Genomic DNA, 19154 nt, shown 5'->3' with positions numbered 1-19154 from the left:
TGCGAGGGTGGCGTTTCCGTATCTCTCGCACCAAGGCGAGAATCAGTTGGGCTTCGGCTTCCTTCCGCAGGTCTCGCTTCCGGGCCTGGTAATAGGCCTGAGGCGTGACCCCAAACCATTGGCAGGCCTGGTAAGTCGGCACGCCATATTGCCCTGTGACCCAGGCTATGACCTGTTGCCGAAGGCTTTTTTTAGATCCGTGTTGAAGTGCTTACTCGCCGCGTCCACGATGGCTTCAAACATCCTGGCATCCAGCACCGCCTCGGCGAGCGCCCCTTCGAGTTCCTTGATGCGTTGCTCCATTGCTTCAGGTAATGGGCGCTTGCGCCTTCTTCGTACTCGCGTACAACCTGGCGCTTGAAACTTTCACTGTAACGTTTGATTTTGGTCGTACCCATATATGCCGTCCTTTTTGGGTGAGTTTACCTGTTGTCAGTGTAAACTATATTCAGGACGGGTCACAAATTCCTAACTCCTAACTCCTAACTCCTAATTTCCCCATGCCCCTCCCCGACTTTCTCTCCTCTGCCCGCAAACGCGGCCTGGTCGTCCATGATGATCCGGTTTCCCGGTATCTCTACAGCACGGACGCCTCGATTTATCAAATTCCGCCGTTGGCCGTTGGCTTCCCCCGAGACGAAGACGAACTCACGGCCTTTGTGGCGCTCGCGGCCGAGCATCGTGTGCCCATTCTGCCGCGCGGCGCGGGCTCCAGCCTGGCCGGTCAGGCCGTGGGCGAGGCCGTGATTTTGGATTTGTCGCGGCATCTCGACCGGGTGATTGCTATTGACGCCGAAGCCCGCACCGCGACCGTACAGCCTGGCGTGGTGCTGAAAACCCTCAACGAGCAGGCAGAAGCCTATGGCCTGCAGTTCGGCCCCGACCCGGCTTCCGCGGAGCGCGCCACCGTGGGCGGCGTGGTGGGGAACAACGCCACTGGCGCGCATTCCATTCTTTACGGCATGGCGGCTGACCATCTCTTGCAGGCCGAGGTTGTTTTCGCCGACGGCACTGTGGGGGAACTCGCGCCCATCGCTCCCGACGCGCAGCCATCCAACCCCACGATGGCCCGCTTGCTTCGTATAGCCAATGAGTTGCGCCAGCGGGAAACCGCGGCAACCCTGCAAAGCCATTGGCCTAAGGTCTGGCGCCGCGCGTCGGGGTACAGCCTCAACTACCTGTTGCCCTGGGCGCCTTCCCGGCCGCCCCAGTGGTATGACCGCGACCTGCCGTATCCGCCCGTGCCCGCGGGGAAGGTGCCTCTGCAGGCGCTTCTCGCGGGTTCCGAGGGCACGCTGGCTGTGATGCGCCGCGCGACGGTGCGCCTGGTAGCCAAGCCCCGCCACACCGCGCTGGCGATTTTGCCTTACCCTACGGTGGAAGCCGCGTGCGACGACGCACCCCGCTTGCTTTCTTATGCGCCTTCCGCGGTGGAACTGCTGCCCAAGAGCATTTGGGAAGCCGCCCGCAGCGCGCCTGCGTACGCGTCTTTGCTGGATTTCCTGCCCGCGGGCGACCCTGCGGCGCTGCTCATTGTGGAATTTGCCGCAGACGACCCGCGGCTGGCTCAGGCGCAGGCTCGCGCGCTGAGCGGCGAGGGCTTTTTAGCGTTGGACGATGAGACCCAGTCCCACGTGTGGCAGGTGCGTAAGGTGGGGTTGGGGCTGCTGATGGCCCGCCACGGCGATGCCAAGCCCATCTCTTTTATGGAAGACATCACCGTGCCGGTGGAGCACCTGGGGGATTTCGTCCGCTCGGTGCAGGAGATTATGCGGGAATTTGGCACCGAAGCCGAATTTTACGCGCACGCTTCCGCGGGGTGTCTGCACATTCGGCCTGCGCTGAATTTGAAGGACACCCGCGACCGCGGCAAACTGCGCGCCATTGCCCGGGCCGCGATGGAAGCCGGCATCCAACTGGGCGGCGTGCCCAGCGGGGAACACGGCGACGGTCTGGCGCGCAGCGAGTTCCTGGAAGCCGCATTTGGCCCGGAAATCATGGGCTGGTTCCGAAAACTCAAGGCTGCGGCCGACCCGGAGAACATCCTCAACCCTGGCAAAATCGTAGACGCGCCCCGCATGGATACCCACCTGCGCTACGGCGAGGATTACGCGCCCCAGGGCTGGACGCCGGTGATGGACTTTTCGTCCAGCGGTGGGGTGGTGGGCGCCATTGAGACGTGCAACGGTGCAGGCGTGTGTCGCAAGACCGATGGCCTGATGTGCCCGACGTTCCAGGCCACCCGCGACGAAGACAAAAGCACCCGCGGCCGCGCCAACCTGCTGCGTGCGATGATTGCAGGCCATTTGCCCGCTGCGGAGGAAGCCGCGTACCGCGCGCTGGATTTGTGCGTTGCGTGCAAAGGCTGCCGCTCGGAATGCCCCTCGGGCGTAGATATGGCAAAGTTGAAGTACGAATTCCTGCACCGCTACTACCAGCACCACGCGCGGAAACTGCGGGATTGGTTCTTCGGCTATTTCGGCTCGGCAGCGCGGTTCTTATGGCCACTGGCGCCCTTGCTTCGCATAGCCAATTGGAAGCCCCTGCGGACGCTGGTCGCTCGCAGTTTAGGCATCGCGCCCCAGCGTGAACTGCCGTTGCCTCGCCGCGCGCCTGCACACCGCCCGCAGGCCGAGCAGCCCACGGTGCTGTATCTGGCAGATCCCTTCACGCGTTACTTTGAGCCAGAGGTGGAAAGCGCGACCCTGCGCCTGCTGGATGCCCTGGGCGAGCGGGTAGCGGTGGTGCCGCATTTGGGCGCGGGGCGCCCGCTGGTTTCCAAGGGCTTTCTCACCCAGGCCAAAGCCGAAGCCCAGGCCGTGGTCGCGGCCATTCGCCGCCTCGACCCTGAAGGCCGCCTGCCCGTGGTGGGCGCGGAGCCGTCGGAAATCTACACCCTGCAGGACGAATACCCGGACTTGCTGCCCCACGACCCCTATGTGGCGGCTTTGGCGAAGCGCGCCTGGCTGGTGGACGAATTCCTGGCCCGCCACGCGGGCTGGCCTGCGCTGTGGCAGGGCGCGCCCCCGTGGGAAGGCGAGCCGGTGCTGTTGCACGGCCATTGCTATCAGAAAGCCCGCCCGCCCGCCGACGACGGCCTGCCTGTGGGGCAAGAGGCCACCGCCGCGATGCTGGAAACCGCGGGCGTGCCGGTGGAAATCATCCCCAGCGGGTGCTGCGGCATGGCTGGCGCGTTTGGCTACGAGGCCGAGCACTACGACCTTTCGCTGAAGATTGGCGAACTCGTGCTGTTCCCCGCGGTGCGGGAAGCGGGAGAAGCACGCGCGGTGGTTGCTCCCGGCACATCGTGCCGCGCCCAAATCGAACACGGCACCGGCCACCACGCGGATCACCCCTTGGTGCTTCTGGCGCGGCGGCTCGAAGGTTAGTCAGGGCGTCGGCGCGACATGGGTGTGCCCCGTGCCCAATGTGTAGATAAAAAATGGAGGTTGTGTGATGGCGTCCTGGCGGCGTTCCCCCTGGTTTTGGATGGTGGTGCTTTTTGGTGTGCTGCTGGCCTTGATGGCCGTGGCCCCGCCTGAGCGCACTTTGGGCGAAAACATCCGCACGGTGTATTTACACGGCGCGTGGGTGTGGGCGGCGTTGGCGGCTTTTCTGGTGGCCGGTGGTGTGGGCGTGGCAGCGTTGGCGCTGCGTAAACCACGTTGGCACGCCTGGTCGCGCGCCTGGGGGCGGACGGGATTGCTCCTCTGGGTGACGTATTTGCCGCTTTCCCTGTGGGCGATGCAAACCAACTGGAATGGGCTGTATCTGGCCGAGCCGCGCTGGCGGCTGGGGTTGATTTACGCGGTGACGGGGTTGCTTTTGCAGGTGGGGTTGGCCTTTTTCCCCGCTTCGTGGGCTTCTGCTGCTAACGCGCTCTACATTACGGCGTTGTTGTGGAGCCTGGCGCACACCGAACAAGTCATGCACCCGCCTTCGCCGATGCTGCGCGGGGGTTCCTGGGCAATTCACCTCACGTTCGTGGTGGCGGTGGCTTTGATGCTGGGCATTGCCTGGCAAATCACCCGCCTGTGGATGCGGCTGGAGCAGGATGGGGAATGAGCCCGATGGGAACGGCGGCGTAAAGCGCCGACGAGGTCAGGCGTTGAATGAATACCCCACGCCGCGCTCGGTGCGCAGGTAGCGGGGGTTGTTGGGGTCGGGTTCGATTTTCTGGCGCAGGCGGCCGATATACACCCGCAGGTATTCGGCCTCTTGACCGTATTCAGGCCCCCAGACGTTCTGCAAAATGGCGCGATGGGGTAGCACTTTGCCTGCATTCCGCATGAGGTATTCCAGCAGGCTGAACTCGGTAGGGGTCAGGTTGATGGGGTGGCCGTCAATGGCCACCTCGTGGCGTTCCCGGTCCAGCACAATGGGGCCGCGTACGATGATCGGGCTTTCCTGTTTCTGAGGCGTTTGTTGTGCCCGCCGCAAGACGGCCTGCACCCGCGCCAGCAGTTCGCCGACCCCAAAGGGTTTGGTGAGGTAATCGTCCGCGCCGCGATTGAGGGCTTGAATTTTCGTGCTTTCTTCGCCCAAAGCAGAAAGCACGATGATGGGCACGTTGGAAGTCATCCGCAGCCGTCGAATGACTTCCAGCCCGTCCATTTGGGGCATGATGAGGTCGAGGATCACGAGATCGATTTCGTGAGACTGGAATTGCGCCAGTGCGTCGGCGCCGTTGACGGCAGTGACCACACGGTAGCCGCGCACATCCAGGTTGCGGCGCACGAATTCGCGCAGGCTTTTGGCGTCGTCTACGACCAGCACGGTGGGGTGTTGGGCGTCCATACGACCTCCTATGCGGGGGAAGTTTCACCATCGTCGGGTGGGTTCAAGGGCAGGGAAAAGGCAATGCACGTGCCCCGGGCGCGGGGTTCGACCCAAATTTTACCGCCGTGGGCTTCCACGAAGCCGCGGCAAATGGCGAGCCCCAGCCCCGCGCCAGAGGCTTGTCGGGTCAGCCCCCCCTCGACGCGGTAAAAACTTTCGAAAATGTGGGGCACGTGTTCTGGAGGAATGCCGGGGCCTTCGTCTTCGACGCGCACCACCAGGTCTTCGGTTTCCACGCTCACCGTGACGCGCACGGGGGAATCTTCACCGCCGTATTTCACCGCGTTTTCGATGAGGTTGCGCAGCACCACCTCGATGTGGCGAGGGTCGGCAAACAGGGGGGGCAGGTTGGGAGGGAAGGCCACTTCCAGCCTGTCGCCGGGGGAAGGATGGGCGCTTTGGGCCGCGCGGGCGATCAGGGCTTCCAGGTCGATGAGGTCGCGTCGCACCTTCAGGCTTCCCCCTTCGATGCGGGAAAGGTCGAGCAGGTCGCTCACCAGGTCGCTCAGGCGGTCGGTTTCTTCGGAAATGGTCAGCAGGAATTCGCGCTGGGCTTCCGGGTCCCAGGAAACATCTTCGGCCAGCAGGGTGGAGACATACCCTTTGATGGCGGCCAAGGGGGTGCGCAGTTCGTGCGAAACGGTGGACATCAGGCTGGCTTTCATGCGGTCGATTTCGCGGTCGGCGGTGATGTCCTTCCAAATCTGGCCGTGGCCGATGGCCACGCCCTGAGAGTCGGTGACGGAGAAGATCTGCACCTGCCAGGTGGTCAGGCGACCACGCAGGCGGAGGTTGATTTCGGCGGTGCCTTCGGTAGCGGCGCGTGTCAGCGCGGCGCGTGCCGCCGCGGTGTTCGGGGCGTGGGTGAGAATGCGTTGCACCACCCGGTCGGTTTCGGTGCCGGTCAGGTCTTCGGGGGCCAGTTCTGTCAGCGCGGCCATGCGCCGGTTGGCGTAAAGCACCCGTCCGGCGTGGTCTTCCAGCAGCAGCGCGTCGCCCATGGATTGAATGAGGGCTTCCAGGCGGCGAGTTTGTTCCTGCAGGCGGGCGTCTGAGCGGGCGAACAGCGCGGCGTTTTCGATGGCCATCGCCGCATGATTGGCGAAGGAGGTCAGCAGGTCGATTTCCTGCGGGGTGAAGGTGTGGGGCTGGGGGTAATAGACCACCAGGGCTGCCGGAGGGGTGTGCTGGGTGGGCAGCGGCACCGCGAGCACGGCGCGATAGCCTTCCGCACGCGCTCGCGGGCGGATGGCCGTGGCGGTGGGGTCGGTTTCGGTGTCGCTGATTTGGAGGGGACGGTTGGCTTGCAGGGCACGCAGGGTGAGCGAGTTGAATTCATCGCGGCCAATGACCAGCCGCTCGGCATATTGGGGTGAAAGGCCGCGGCTGGCTTTGGCGATGAAGGCCTGGCGTTGTTCGTCCCACGCGATGATGGCGCATTTTTCGACATCCAGCAGGCGCTCGACTTGCGCCAGAATGCGCGCCAGCACGGTGCGCGAGTCGAGCGTGGAAGCCACCGCGGCGCTGGTTTCCAGCAGGGTGTGCAGTTCTTGCATGCGGGCTGCGATGTCGGCTTCCATGCGCAGCAGGGTGCGCGCCAGGTGGCCGACCTGGTCGGTGCGGCGGGTGAGGGTTTCCAGAGTGCGGCGTTCTGGCGGCAGGTGGGGGCCTTCCTGGCCGATGTGGCGGCTGTATGCGGCCAGATCTTCCAGCGGCCCCAGTACCTGACGGGAAAGCGCCAGCCAGAACAGCAGCCCGGCGACCACCACCAGCACCAATGCCAGGTGGGTGGCGTGGCGGAAGGCGCTCACCGTGTTGAAGGCGCTTGCCGCAGAACGCCCTACCAGCACCCCCCATTTCACCGAGGGGATGGGTGTGTAGGCGTAGAGGGTGTCTTTGTCGTGCACGTGGAGGAGCAGGGTGGTGGTGCGGTCGCTGCCCGGCAGGTCGGCGAAAGCCGGCGCGAGCGCGGTGATGTTGTCGAGCAGGCCTTCGCCGGGGCGGGGGTGCTGCAGGTTGGAAGACGCGACGATGTTCCCTTCGCTATCCACGATGAAGATGGTGAAGTTTTCGCTGGGTGGATGGGTTTGCGCAATTTGTTGCAGCGCCAGGCTGAGGGCGTTCAGGCTGACGTTGATGCCCAGCACACCCTGGAAGGTGTTGCCTTCCCAGAGGGGCATGATGGCGGTCACCACCGGCTCGTTGGTGGTAGGAGAAATGCGCCCGCGTGAGAAAAAGGGCAGGTGGGTGTTGCGGGCTTTTTGGAAGTAAGGCCGAAAGGAGAAGTCTAAGCCGATGGTGGACCAGGCGACGTCGCTGCCGCGGGGGTAGTGGTAAATCATAATGCCTTTGGCATTGAGCCGATAGACCAGGTTGACTTCGGGGCGGCTTTGGGAAAGCGCTTCGAAGAGGGGCTGCATGGCTGCGATGTTGCCGTGCAGCACCGCGGGGTCGGCACCCAGCCGGCGGGCGGCGCCCAGGAAACTGCCGAGAGAGAGGTTGGTTTCTTCGGCAATGGCTTTTGCCAGCGAAAGGTTGGCGCTTTCCACATCGGTATGCAGCCGTCGGGTTGCCAGTCGGTCGAAATAGAGCGTCATGCCGACCAGCGGCAGCACGAAGAGGGCATAAATCGCCAGCAGGCGAATGCCCAGGTCGCGCCGCGGGTTGAAGCGGCGCCGGGAAAGCCGCGGGGAGGTCTCGAAGCGGGAAAAAAGGGTGCGCATAAAGGGTTACGAGCGCCCAAAGGCCTGCACCACGCGGGCGATGTGGCGTGCGCCTTTGAGGTACAGGTCGATGCGGATGTTTTCGTTGGGGGCGTGGATGTTGCTTCCGGGGTAGGCGATACCGGCGGTGGCGATGGGCACGCCGAGGTAGTGGTGGAATACCCATCCGGGGCCGGAGCCGCCGCTGAGGGGGATTTTCTGCTGCGGCACGCCATAGACGGGGCGGGCGGCTTCCACCACCAGGTTGATGAAGGGGTCGTCGGGGCCCATTTTAACCGGATGTTCGCCGCCCAGGCAGGTGATTTCAATGTCGTTGAACCCGTGGGCGTCCAGGTGGGCGCGCAGCAGGCGGAGCACTTCGTCGGGGGTCTGGTTGGGCACCAGGCGGAAATCGACTTTGGCCGTCGCGCGTGCCGGCAGCACGGTTTTGCTTCCGGGCCCTTGGTAGCCCGCGGTCAGGCCGCAGATGGTGCAGGTGGGGTCGAAGAGGGCGGCTTTCCACAGCGCCACGCCGCCTTGGACGCCCTTGATGAAGGTCTTGACCCCGGCGCTTTGTTTGTAGGCTTCGGAAGGATCGGGCAAGGCGGCCAACAGTTCCAGGTCGCGCGGGGTGGGGGGCACGACGGGGTCGTAAAAGCCTGCGATGCGCACGCGCTCGTCGCTGCCTTTGAGGGAGTTGAGCGCCCACACTAAGCGCCAGGCCGCATTAGGGAAGATGCCGCCTGTAAGGCCTGAGTGGGTGTCGACCTCAGCCGTTTTTGCCGAGAGTTCCACATAGCAGATGCCGCGCATGCCCATGACCTGGTGCGGTTCGTCGTTTTGCCCCACGCCGCCGAATTCCCAAATGCAGGCGTCGGCGGCAAATTTCTCGGCATGGCTGCGAATGGCCTCTTCCAGATGCACGCTGCTGACTTCTTCTTCGCCTTCGATGACGAATTTGACGTTACAGGGCAGTTCCCCTTCGGTCGCCAGCACGGCGTCGAGGGCGAACAGGCGGCTGACGAGTTGCCCTTTGTCGTCGCTCACGCCGCGGGCGTAGAGCTTGCCGTCGCGCAGGGTGGGTTCGAAGGGCGGGCTTTCCCACAATTCCAGCGGTTCGGGCGGTTGCACGTCGTAGTGGTTGTAAAACAGCAGGGTGCGGTCTCGGTTGCGGCCTTCCCGCTCGGCATAGACCACCGGCGAACCGCCCGTGGGGATGATTTCGACCCGGAAGCCGCGGCGGCGGAGCATTTCGGCCGTCATTTCGGCGGCTTCGGTAATGCCCCAGTTTTGCGCGGCGACGCTGGGTTGGGCACAGAAGCGGCTGAGTTCGGCAATGCTTTCGTCCAGGTGGGTTTCCAGGTAGTGGTCAATGGGGTTCATGGTTGCCTCGGAAGTCAGGGGGGCGGCGGGCAGGGAAAGTTATAGCATTTTGGCGCCCAGGAAGGCGACGGTGAGCATTTTGCACACTTTACCCAGCCAGCACCAGAAGAGGAAACGGGAAATTGGCATCCGGGTCGCGCCGGCGGCGATCCCGGCAAAGTCCATCAGGGGGAGGGGAAGGTAAGCCAGCAAGAAAACGGTCAGTGCGCCATAACGCTCCATCCAGCCGCGCACCCGGGCATAGCGCCGGGTGTCGGCGATGATGGCGGTGCCGCTCCATCCGGCGAGGTAGCCGGTAAGTTCCCCGAGGGCGGCGCCAGTGCCCGCGGCCAGTGCAACGCCCCACGGGTTGAGCACTGCACCGAGCACATAAGGCAACACCAGCCCGGGCATGGGCAGAACCACGCTGGCGCTGGTGAGCAGGGCGAAGAGGAACAGGCCGGGGTAGCCGTAGGCTTGAAAGCGGACAATGGTCGCGCGGTGGGTGTAAAGCAAGAGGCTGAGCGCCGTAACCAGCGTGAGCCCGACGGCGCTGGCTCCCCAGCGGCGCCAGACTTCGCGGGCGCGCTTCACCCCAGCCCCCGCTCGCGCAGCAGCGATTCGATGCGCGCGACCACCATGTCCATTGCCACGCTGTTCAACCCGCCTTCGGGAATGATGACGTCGGCATACCGTTTCGACGGCTCCACGAATTCCAGATGCATGGGGCGCACCGTTTTGAGGTATTGTTCCACCACCGAGGTCATGGTGCGGCCGCGCTCTTCGATGTCGCGCACCAGCCGGCGGATGAAGCGGATGTCGGCGTCGGTATCAACGAAGATTTTGACGTCGAAGAGTTTGCGCAATTCCGGCTCGGCGAAAATCAAAATGCCTTCCACCATGATGATAGGGTGAGGCTGCACGGTGACGGTTTCGGCAGTGCGGCTGTGGGTGGTAAAGTCGTAGACCGGCCGTTCAATGGGGAAGCCATCTCGCAGGCGCTTGAGGTGCTCGATGAGCAGGGTGGTTTCCAGCGAGTCGGGGTGGTCGTAGTTGATTTTGGCGCGCTCGGCGGGTGGCAGGTGACTGTTATCTTTGTAATAGGCGTCGTGGGGCAGGTAGGCGATGTGTTCTTCGCCCACGCGTTCCAGAATGACGCGGGCGACGGTGGTTTTGCCTGAGCCGGTGCCGCCGGCGACGCCGATGATGAGAGGCGGATGTTGAGAAGGCATGACAGTTCACAATTTTGGGGGTGGCCGTTTGGGCATTGAAAGCGGAAGCCGTGTTTTCCGCGCTGCAGGCTGCGCGCGCGGCAAGGGGCTGCTGCTCAGGACTGGTTTTCCAGCCCGTGGTAAGCGATGAGCCACTGGGGGAAGGCCGTGGGATATTTCGCCATAGCCGGGGCCAGGCGCGAGAGCATGGCTGCTGCCAGGTTCTGGAAGGCAGGCTGGTCGGTGGCGGCGGAAAATTCCAGCAGCAGGGTCACGGCGAGCGCGTTGCTGCTGGGAGTCACGCCGTCGACGATTTCTTGTGTGCGGCCGAAGGGGGCGAAATGGCGCTCGGCGTCGGTGTCGTAATAACCCCAGTCGGCGGCAAAGCGGTGGGTGAGGGTTTCGAGGCATTGGGCGGCTTCGTATAGCCAGGGGTGATTGTCTGGCGGCAGCGGGGCGTCGAGGCGGTGCAGAGCGAGCATGGCAAGGGCCGTGGCGGCGTGGTCTTCCAGCAGGGCGGTGCCGGTGGCGCGGCCTTCGTACCAGTTGCGCGCCAGGCCGTCGGCGGTGCGCAGGTGGGCCAGCAAGGCTGCCCCGCCTTGAGCGGCGGCTTCGGCGTAGCGCGGTGCCTCCAGCAAGTGGGTGGCTTCGGCCAGGGCACGGGTGGCAAGGGCGTGCCACACGGTGGTGACGGTGGTGTCGGTGATGGGGGGCGTGCGGCGCTGGCGGGCTTCCTGCAGATGGGCTTTGGCGGCGGTGAGGCGCTCAGCCGCCTCGGCGGTGGTGATGCCGACGCGCTCGGCCAGCGCTTCGTCGCTCAGCACGCGCTGCAGGGTGGCCGGGGCGTTGCCGAGATCGTAGGCGGCAATCAGGGCTTCGGCTTCTTCCGGCGGCAGCGCCGCGCGGACTTCTTCCGCCGTCCAGAGGTAATAGGCCCCGCGGTCGCCGCGCTGGAGGCTTTCGCTGCCCTGCCCGTTGACCAGCAAGCCGTTGGGAAGGCGGAGGTTCTCGAGGATGTAATCGAAGGTGCTGGTGGCAATGCGGCGGAAGGCTGCCTGCCCTGTAAGGCGGTAAGCCCGCGCGTAGGCCAACCCTAAGAGGGCATTGGTGGGCAGGCTTTTTTCGAAACAGGGCTCCCGCCAGGCCGCGTCGCGGGCATATTCGTGGAAGCCGCCGCCGAGGACGTCGTAAATGCCGCCGCGTGCCATGCCGACGAGGGTGGCGAGCGCCATTTCGCCGGCGCGGTCGTGCCCTTTTTCGGCCAGGCGCAGCAGCCAGAGCAGCAGCAGCGGGCGGGGGAATTTCGGCCCCTGGTCGAAGCCGCCGCTGTGGGGTTCGTAGGTGGCTTCGATGGCGGTGAGTGCCGCTGCTGAGACGTCATCCGGCTGCGGCAGCGGGGCTTCCAGCAGGGGGAGCATCCCTTCATGCATTTGGCGGGCCATTTCGTTGGCGGTGTCTTCGACCCGTTCGCGGTCCTTTTCCCAGGCTTCGAGGGCTTCCCGCAGCAATTGGTGCAGGCTGGGGCTGCCGGGTACTTCGGTTTCGAAAGAGAAGTAAGTGCCGCCGTGAAAGGGCTTCCCTTCGGGGGTGAGGATGACGGTGAGCGGCCAGCCGGCTTTGCCGGTCATGGCAGCCACCACCTGCATGAAGGCGTTGGCGATGTCGGGGCGCTGGGCGCGGTCGAGGGTGACGGGCACGAAATAACGGTGAATGTAGGCCACGCCGACGGGGTGGCGGAAGACTTCGGAGGCCATGCGCTCGCACCAGTAACAGCCGGTATAGCCGATGTTCAAAAAGATGAGTTTGCCGCGTTGCCGGGCTTTGCGGAGGGTGGCTTCGTTCCACGGTTGCCAGGCGATGGCGTCGGCGGCGCGCTCGGCGTAATAGGCGGTGTCGAAGGTCTGGCCTTTGTGATGATGGTGGGGCATGGGCTATTCTCCGAACTCCGAGGCGATGTCGATTTCGGTAGAGAGGTTTTCGGCAGCCGGCAGGATTTCGATTTCGCCGAAAAGAGTGGCTTGCCGGGTCTGCACCAGCCGTTGTTTGACCAGTTCCAGCAGGGCAAGGAAGGTGACCACGGCTTCCAGTCGGGTGGGCTGGTGCCCGAGCAAGGCTGAAAAGGTCGCCTGCCCGCGTTGGGCGAGGGCCTGGATGATGGTGCGAATTTTCTGCCGGATGGTGATTTTGGGGGCGCGAATCACGCGGCCGAGCGGTTCACGGTGGCGCAACTGGAAAGCGCCGCGTGCCGCGGCTGCCACGTCTTCCACGGTGTAGCCGTGCAGGTCGATTTGAGGCGGCGCCGCGGGTGGCGGCGTGGTCAGCCGTACGAAAGCGTGCCAGCCGGCCGCATGACGCTCTGCCAGCCATTGGGCAGCCTGTTTGAAACGGCGGTAGGCTTTCAATTGCTGAACTAAGGCTTCCCCGGGGTCTTCTTCTGCCTCTTCGCGTTCCGGCGGGCGTGGGAGCAGGGCTTCAGATTTGATCTGCACCAGTTTGGCGGCAATCACCAGGAAGGCGGAGACTTCTTCCGGTGAGCGTTCCTCCATCTGCTCCAGGTAGGCCAGGTACTGGTCGGTGATTTGGGCGAGGGCAATTTTGGTGATGTCCAGTTCGGCGCGGGCGATCAACTGCAGCAGCAGGTCCAGCGGCCCCTGGTATACCGGGGTCTGGATGTGGTAGCGCTGCACCTGAAAACCGAGGACATCGGGCATGGGGAGATTATAACATCGGGGGGGAGGAAATGCGCTATAATACCTTCTCGACGCCGCCGTTGCTTTCCGACTTTTGAAAACGATGCCATGAAGATTGAACAGTTGCTGGAACACTTGCCTGCTTATTACACCGTTGCCGATCGCGAACTTGTGGCGCGAGCCTATCGGGTGGCCGAGCGTGCCCACGAGGGGCAGAAGCGTGCTTCGGGTGAGCCGTATATCCAGCATTGCCTTGCCGTTGCCGATATTCTGGCTGAGTTGCGGATGCCCCCCGTTGTTGTCGCGGCGGGGCTTTTGCATGATACCGTTGAAGACACCGACCTGACCCTGGAAGACATCCGCCGCGATTTTGGCGAGGAGGTGGCTTCGCTGGTCGATGGCGTGACCAAACTGGTTTCCCTGCCGCGCGTCTCTCGTGCCGACGGCACCGCCGAGCAGCACCCCGAGGCCGAAGAGCCTGCCGACGACCACGCTACCGAGCGCCAGCGTAAGCGGGAACTGACCAACGAATCGCTGCGTAAGACCTTTTTGGCCATGAGCAAGGATATTCGGGTGGTGATCATCAAACTGGCCGATCGCCTGCACAACATGCGCACGCTTTCGGCCCTGCCACCCGCCAAGCAGCGCCGCATTGCCCGCCAAACGCTGGATATTTTCGCCCCCCTTGCCAACCGCCTGGGTATCTGGCAAATCAAGTGGGAACTGGAAGATCGCGGTTTTCGCTATGTCAACCCCGAGGCTTACAAAGAGATCGCGCGCAAACTGGCCGAGCGCCGCACCGTGCGGGAAAAAGAACTCCAACGAGCCGTGGCGCGCATCCAAGAGGTGCTGGCCGAGGCCGGCATTCAGGCCCGGGTTTCAGGACGCCCGAAGCACATTTATTCCATCTACCGTAAAATGCAGCGCAAGGGGCTGCCTTTTGAGGCGCTGCGCGATATTCGCGGCGTGCGGGTGATTGTGGATGACGTCCCCACCTGCTACCATGTCCTGGGGGTGGTGCACACGCATTGGAAGCCCATCCCCGGCGAGTTCGACGATTACATTGCCAACCCCAAAGACAATTCCTACCAGTCGCTCCATACCGCCGTGTTGTTCGAAGACGGCAAAATTCTGGAAGTTCAAATTCGCACGCAGGAGATGCACCGCAATGCGGAATATGGCATTGCGGCCCACTGGCGTTACAAAGAGGGTGATGAGCGGCTGGATGAGGCGTTTGAGCGCAAGATCAACTGGTTGCGGCAGTTGATGGAGTGGCAGCAAGATGTTTCCGACGCGTCGGAATTCATGGACGGCATGAAGACCGATGTGTTCGACGACCGCATCTATGTTTTCACGCCGCGCGGCGACATCCTCGACCTGCCTGCCGGGGCAACCCCCATTGATTTCGCCTACCACATTCACACCGAAATCGGCCATCGCTGCCGCGGCGCCAAGGTCAACGGCAAACTGGTGCCCCTGAGTTACAAACTGAAGACCGGCGATCAGGTCGAAATTCTCACTGCACGGCGAGGCGGCCCCAGCCGCGACTGGCTCAACCCGCATCTGGAACTGGTGAAAACCCAGCGCGCCCGGGCTAAAATCCGCCAGTGGTTCAAAAAGCAGGCACGTGAGCAAAACCTGGCTCACGGCCGGGCGGCGTTGGAAAAGGAATTCAAGCGCCTTGGCCTGGAAAACGTCGATTTGCAATCGCTGGCAACCTATTTCGGCTACCGCAGCGTCGACGACCTGTACGTTGGTGTGGGATGTGGCGACGTTTCGCTCAACCGGGTCATCAACCGCCTGGCCGAGGTGGAAAAGGCCACGGAGAAGCATTACCTGGCAGCCCACCCCATTCACCGGGAAACCGGAAAGGATGAGGTGACCATCATGGGGCTGCGGGGGATGCTGATTCACATGGCGCGTTGTTGCCATCCGGCGCCGGGCGACCCCATCGTGGGGTACATCACCCGTGGCCGTGGCGCGGTGATCCACCGTCAGGATTGCCCCAACATCTTGCGGGTGCGAGACAAAGGCCGGTTGGTGCAGGTTTCCTGGGGCACGCCAACCCAATCGTATGCGGTGCCGGTGCGTATTCGCGCTTACGACCGCGGCGGCCTGATGAAAGATATTACGATGGTGATTGCCGACGAAGGCGTCAACATCGAGAGCGTGCGCGTGGAAGTGAAAGAGCACGACGGCGAAACCATCGTCGACCTGGTGCTCAGCGTGCGCGACATCGCGCATCTCAGCCGGGTGCTCAACCGGCTGGAAAACCTGCCCAACGTGCTGGAGGCTTCCCGCAAGCGGGCGGGGTGAGCCTTCATCCCCTGCAACGGAGGTGTTCCCATGCAAGCCCGACCCGCCACGAAAACCTATTGGGCCTCGGTGGTGCTGGCGCTGCTCGGCCTGGCCGACGCCACTTACCTCACCATCCTCAAATTCACCCATCACGAAGCCATGTGCGCCGGTGTGGGCGATTGCTACACCGTCAACACCAGCCCCTATGCCGAAATTCACGGCGTGCCGATTGCCCTTTTGGGCGCGCTGACCTATCTCGCCATTTTGGCCTTGCTGTGGCTGGAACGCCGCCATCCGCTGGGCGAGGCCTACGGCACGCTGGCCGAGTTTGGCCTGATTTTCGCGGGCGTGCTCTATTCGGCTTACCTCACTTACCTGGAAGCCGAAGTGATCCACGCTTTTTGCCCTTACTGCTTGCTTTCGGCCACAATCTTGCTTTTTTTGCTGGTTTTGGCTATCATTCGCCTGCTCAACGAGGCCCCGCCGCAATGAGCCGATTTTCTTTCAGGAGGTGGCGTTAGATGCCCCGCATTCGTTGTGCCTACGAGGATTGCGCCTTTTTGGACGGCCACTATTGCACCGCCTCGGAGGTGGAAATCGACCCCGATCAAGGGTGCCTGACTTATAAGCCCGTCGCTGAGGTGCTGGAAGCCTGGGACGACGACCTGCTGGAAGACGACGACTTGTTGGACGACGATGACTTCCTGGACGACGACGATTTGTGGGAAGACGACGACCTGTAAATGGCGTTGAATCCCTTTGGGGAACCCCGCGCCCTTCGCGCGGGGTTTTCTGCCCTTTCTCGAAGTGGCGCAGCGCCGACCGATGAGAGGTGAAGCCTCATGCGTTTGAGTGAACTTTTTGGGCAAAGCCAGCGCCAGGCAGGGCGCTACCCGCCGGAAGATGGCCGCCATTGGCTGTTGCGGGCGGCTTACTGGCATGAGACCGACCAGGCGCGTTTGTGGTTGCCGTTGGGCATGGCGTTGCAAAATCGGCTTTTCCGGCACCTGGAAGCCGCGATGGAAGAAGTAGCCTTGCGGCAGGAAGTTGACCTGGTCGCGCCGGCCTTTCCCTGGCCGCGGCGTTTGCCGGACGCCCTCACCGCGCTGCTGGAAGCCCATGTGGCTTCCTACCGCCAGTTGCCGCGTGTGCTGCTCTGGCGCGGCCCTCACAGCCTCACCGTCCTGGCGCTGGGTGCAACACCTGAAGCCGCGCTGGAAACCGCCCAGGCGGTGCGCGAGCGCTGGGAAGCGGCGTTGCGGCCGTTGGGGCTGCCGTTGCACGCGGGGGAAGGCCCGGCAGCCTTGGCTGGCCCGGCAACCCTGGGCCTCGCGCCTGCCGCGCGGGGCGGCGAGCCGACCTTGCGCTGCCCTCGCTGTGGCTACGAAGCCCCCGTGGCGTGGGCGCGCCGCGCCAAGCCTGCCCCAGAGCCCGAACCGCTGGCTTCGTTGACCCCCGTCGCCACCCCGCACGCCAACACCATCCGCGCTTTAGCCGACTTCCTCGGCGTGCCCGAAAGCCGCACGGCCAAAGCGGTCTTCCTGCACACCCAGGAAGCCACCCCGCGCCTGGTTTTCGCCGTCGTGCGCGGCGATATGCAGGTTTCTCTGCCCAAGTTGGCTTACTTGCTGGGTGTGGATGGGCTGGCCCCCGCAACCGACGACGAAATTCGCGCCGTCGGGGCGGTGCCCGGCTATGCTTCGCCGGTGGGGGTGCGCGGCGCGCTGGTGGTCGTCGATGATCTCATTCCTCACAGCCCGAACCTGGTGGCTGGTGCCAATCGGGAAGGCTACCACCTGACTGGCGTGAACTACGGCCGCGATTTCACCGCCGACCTGGTGGCCGACATTGCCGCTGCCGCGGCGGGCGACCCCTGCCCGCAGTGCGGCGCGCCCCTGGAATCCGCCGCCGCCTGGGTGGTCACGGCTTCCCAGAGGCTGGAAACCGCTGCTGTTTACCTCACCCCCGAGGGTAAAACGGCGCCCCTGGGTGTGGCGGCTGCCCGGGTAGATGGCGAGGCCGCGATCGCTGCCCTGGCCAGCGCCCACAGCCAGCCCGATGGCCTGGCCTGGCCCCCCGCGCTGGCCCCTTATGCCGTGCATTTGATTGCCCTGCGGGGCGGGGAGGAGGCCGCGGAAACCCTTTACCGCGACCTGCGCGCTGCCGGTTTCCCGGTGCTTTACGACGACCGCAAGGCCAGCCCCGGCGTCAAGTTTACCGATGCCGACCTCATCGGCCTGCCGGTGCGGGTGACGGTGAGCAAGCGCAGTTTGAAACAGGGCGGCGCGGAGGTCAAACCCCGCCAGGGTGAAGCCCGCATTGTGCCGCTCGACGAGGTGGTCGCCGCGTTGGCATGACGGAGCGGGCGGGGGACACGCTGAAACATCAAAAATTTTCTGGAGGGACTCATGCGACATTTGCAAGGCAGGTTGGAAGTGATTGCAGGCCCCATGTTCAGCGGTAAAACGGAAGAACTCATCCGCCGATTGCGCCGGGCGGTGATTGCCAGGCAGAAAGTGCAGGTGTTCAAGCCTGCCCTCGATAACCGCTATGCCAAAACCGCGGTGGCTTCCCACGCGGGCGGCGTTTTCGAGGCCATCCCCCTGAACGATATTGAAGCGTTAGAGCAGCATTTGAAGGACGACACCACGGTGGTGGGCATTGACGAGGCGCAGTTCTTTTCCGAGAAAATCACCGCCATTGTGCAGCGTTTGGCCGACCGGGGCGTGCGTGTCATCGTGGCCGGGTTGGATATGGACTTCCGCGGCGAACCCTTTGGCCCCATGCCGGCTTTGTTGGCCCAGGCCGACCAGGTGGATAAGTTGCAAGCCATTTGTGTGGTTTGCGGTTTCCCCGCCAGCCGCTCCCAGCGGTTGATCAACGGGAAGCCGGCGCGTTACGACGACCCCGTGGTCATTGTGGGGGCCTCGGAGATGTACGAAGCCCGCTGCCGCGCCCACCACGAAGTGCCAGGGCGGCCTGAGGCATAAACCAGCAAGGGCAAGAAGGGGGTCACGGCTGCGCGGCGACGCGCCGCAGCAGGGCTTCCGGCTTATGACGAAACGCCTCCAGCGCTAATTCCCCCTGGGTGAGGGCTTGCAGCGTTTCGGTGAGGGTGCGGTTGACGGGGGTAGGGATGCCCAAACGCTTGCCATAACGGACGACGGCGCCGTTGAGCGCGTCTACCTCGGTTTGACCGCGCCCGCCGTGCAGGTCAATGTGGAAGGAAGGCATTTTGCCGCCCCGCCCGCTGCCCACGGCTTTTTGCAATAAGGGTTGCAGCAGCAATTGGGGCAGCCACCGGATGGCCCACGCCAGCCGACGCACCGAAACGCCGGGAAGGTCTACCACCGGCAGCCCAAGCGCTGCCATCACGGCCAGGGCTTCCCGCAGTTGGGCGGTTTCCAGATGGGCAAGGTCAGGGTGGGCGAAAATTTCTGCGGGGGGCATATCCAGAATGGCGGAAGTGGCGTTGCCCAGCAGGTTGGTGAGCAGTTTTGACCATTTCATCGCCGCGCCGTTGGGGTAAAGCCGTGTTGCTACCCCGGCGGCTTGCAGCGCCGCGGCCAAGGGCTCGGCCAGCGGGTGGTTGGCGGTCAACCCTACCCCGCGCGGCCGCTCGACCGTGGCCTGCCCGGCCGCGCGGCGCGCCACCGCGGTGGTTACGGTGCCCGCGAGCACCTGGCCTTCCCCCAGGAATGCCGCCAGCACGGCTTCGGCTTCCACACCGTTTTGCAGGCAAACTACCGGCGGGAATTGCGCCCGCCACGGCGCGATGCTTTCCAGGAAAGCGGGGGTGTGGTAGGTTTTCAGCGCCAGCAGGGCGGCGTCGTAGCGGCTGTTTTCCAGCGCCTCGGCAGGCGATGCCGCTACCTGGGGGGCAGCGATGCGTCGAACTTCGCCCTCCGCGGTGGTCAGGCTCAGGCCGTGCGCCCGCAGGTGCGCCGCGGTGGCAGGTCGGGCAAGGAAGGTGACTTCCTGCCCTGCATGGGCCAGGTTGACGCCTAAATAGGTGCCGATGGCGCCTGCACCGATGATGAGGTAGCGCATAA

Annotated in this window: 15 protein-coding genes; 7 read left to right on the top strand and 8 right to left on the bottom strand. The window is 64.0% G+C overall.

Translation table 11 applies throughout. The annotated features are described in order from the left end of the window. Positions 1 to 500 precede the first annotated feature (500 nt). Complete coding sequence (locus ENJ54_01325; protein ID HFC08484.1) at positions 501 to 3389, top strand: FAD-binding oxidoreductase; 2889 nt, start codon at positions 501 to 503, stop codon at positions 3387 to 3389. Positions 3390 to 3456: 67 nt separating this feature from the next. Beyond that, positions 3457 to 4065 (top strand): hypothetical protein, encoded by a 609-nt coding sequence (locus ENJ54_01320; protein ID HFC08483.1) that lies wholly within the window; start codon positions 3457 to 3459, stop codon positions 4063 to 4065. A gap of 36 nt (positions 4066 to 4101) precedes the next feature. On the opposite strand, the gene ENJ54_01315 is transcribed toward ENJ54_01320, so the two are convergent. From ENJ54_01315 to ENJ54_01285, 7 genes are all read right to left on the bottom strand, one after another. Further along, the gene (locus ENJ54_01315) at positions 4102 to 4797 is read right to left on the bottom strand and encodes a response regulator transcription factor (GenBank protein ID HFC08482.1); all 696 of its coding nucleotides are present in this window, start codon (positions 4795 to 4797) and stop codon (positions 4102 to 4104) included. An 8-nt stretch (positions 4798 to 4805) separates the two neighbouring features. Continuing rightward, positions 4806 to 7562 carry a GAF domain-containing protein gene (locus ENJ54_01310; GenBank protein ID HFC08481.1) on the bottom strand — a complete coding sequence of 919 codons (2757 nt, stop codon included), beginning with the start codon at positions 7560 to 7562 and terminating at the stop codon, positions 4806 to 4808. A gap of 6 nt (positions 7563 to 7568) precedes the next feature. Next, on the bottom strand, positions 7569 to 8924 hold the full coding sequence (locus tag ENJ54_01305) for a M20/M25/M40 family metallo-hydrolase (GenBank protein ID HFC08480.1): 1356 nt from the start codon (positions 8922 to 8924) through the stop codon (positions 7569 to 7571). Positions 8925 to 8963: 39 nt separating this feature from the next. Continuing rightward, a complete protein-coding gene (locus ENJ54_01300) occupies positions 8964 to 9497 on the bottom strand; it encodes a DedA family protein (protein HFC08479.1) in 534 nt (177 codons plus the stop codon). After that, positions 9494 to 10135 (bottom strand): uridine kinase, encoded by a 642-nt coding sequence (locus tag ENJ54_01295; GenBank protein HFC08478.1) that lies wholly within the window; start codon positions 10133 to 10135, stop codon positions 9494 to 9496. Before ENJ54_01295 ends, ENJ54_01300 begins: the two co-directional genes overlap by 4 nt. 95 nt (positions 10136 to 10230) lie before the next feature. Next, on the bottom strand, positions 10231 to 12042 hold the full coding sequence (locus ENJ54_01290; GenBank protein ID HFC08477.1) for a thioredoxin domain-containing protein: 1812 nt from the start codon (positions 12040 to 12042) through the stop codon (positions 10231 to 10233). Positions 12043 to 12045: 3 nt separating this feature from the next. Next, positions 12046 to 12825: a hypothetical protein gene (locus ENJ54_01285; GenBank protein ID HFC08476.1), complete on the bottom strand. Its 780-nt coding sequence runs from the start codon at positions 12823 to 12825 to the stop codon at positions 12046 to 12048. Between the two features lie 87 nt (positions 12826 to 12912). Here ENJ54_01285 and ENJ54_01280 point away from each other — a divergent pair, with 87 nt between their 5' ends. The 5 genes from ENJ54_01280 (at position 12913) to ENJ54_01260 (ending at position 18092) form a co-directional block, all read left to right on the top strand. Next, positions 12913 to 15120, top strand: a complete 2208-nt coding sequence (locus tag ENJ54_01280) for a bifunctional (p)ppGpp synthetase/guanosine-3',5'-bis(diphosphate) 3'-pyrophosphohydrolase (GenBank protein ID HFC08475.1) — start codon at positions 12913 to 12915, stop codon at positions 15118 to 15120. Between the two features lie 30 nt (positions 15121 to 15150). After that, positions 15151 to 15594 carry a vitamin K epoxide reductase family protein gene (locus ENJ54_01275; protein ID HFC08474.1) on the top strand — a complete coding sequence of 148 codons (444 nt, stop codon included), beginning with the start codon at positions 15151 to 15153 and terminating at the stop codon, positions 15592 to 15594. A gap of 29 nt (positions 15595 to 15623) precedes the next feature. After that, the gene (locus ENJ54_01270; protein ID HFC08473.1) at positions 15624 to 15845 is read left to right on the top strand and encodes a DUF1540 domain-containing protein; all 222 of its coding nucleotides are present in this window, start codon (positions 15624 to 15626) and stop codon (positions 15843 to 15845) included. Between the two features lie 99 nt (positions 15846 to 15944). After that, on the top strand, positions 15945 to 17459 hold the full coding sequence (locus tag ENJ54_01265) for a hypothetical protein (GenBank protein ID HFC08472.1): 1515 nt from the start codon (positions 15945 to 15947) through the stop codon (positions 17457 to 17459). A gap of 51 nt (positions 17460 to 17510) precedes the next feature. Further along, positions 17511 to 18092, top strand: coding sequence for a thymidine kinase (locus tag ENJ54_01260; protein ID HFC08471.1), 582 nt, complete (start codon positions 17511 to 17513; stop codon positions 18090 to 18092). Positions 18093 to 18114: 22 nt separating this feature from the next. On the opposite strand, the gene ENJ54_01255 is transcribed toward ENJ54_01260, so the two are convergent. Beyond that, positions 18115 to 19152: a ketopantoate reductase family protein gene (locus ENJ54_01255; protein ID HFC08470.1), complete on the bottom strand. Its 1038-nt coding sequence runs from the start codon at positions 19150 to 19152 to the stop codon at positions 18115 to 18117. Positions 19153 to 19154: the final 2 nt, after the last annotated feature.

The sequence above is a fragment of the Chloroflexota bacterium genome (assembly GCA_011322445.1).
Taxonomy (GTDB): domain Bacteria; phylum Chloroflexota; class Anaerolineae; order Anaerolineales; family DRMV01; genus DRMV01.
The sequence above is the reverse complement of the archived record's forward strand: the minus strand, read 5'-3'. Positions and strand labels throughout refer to the sequence as shown.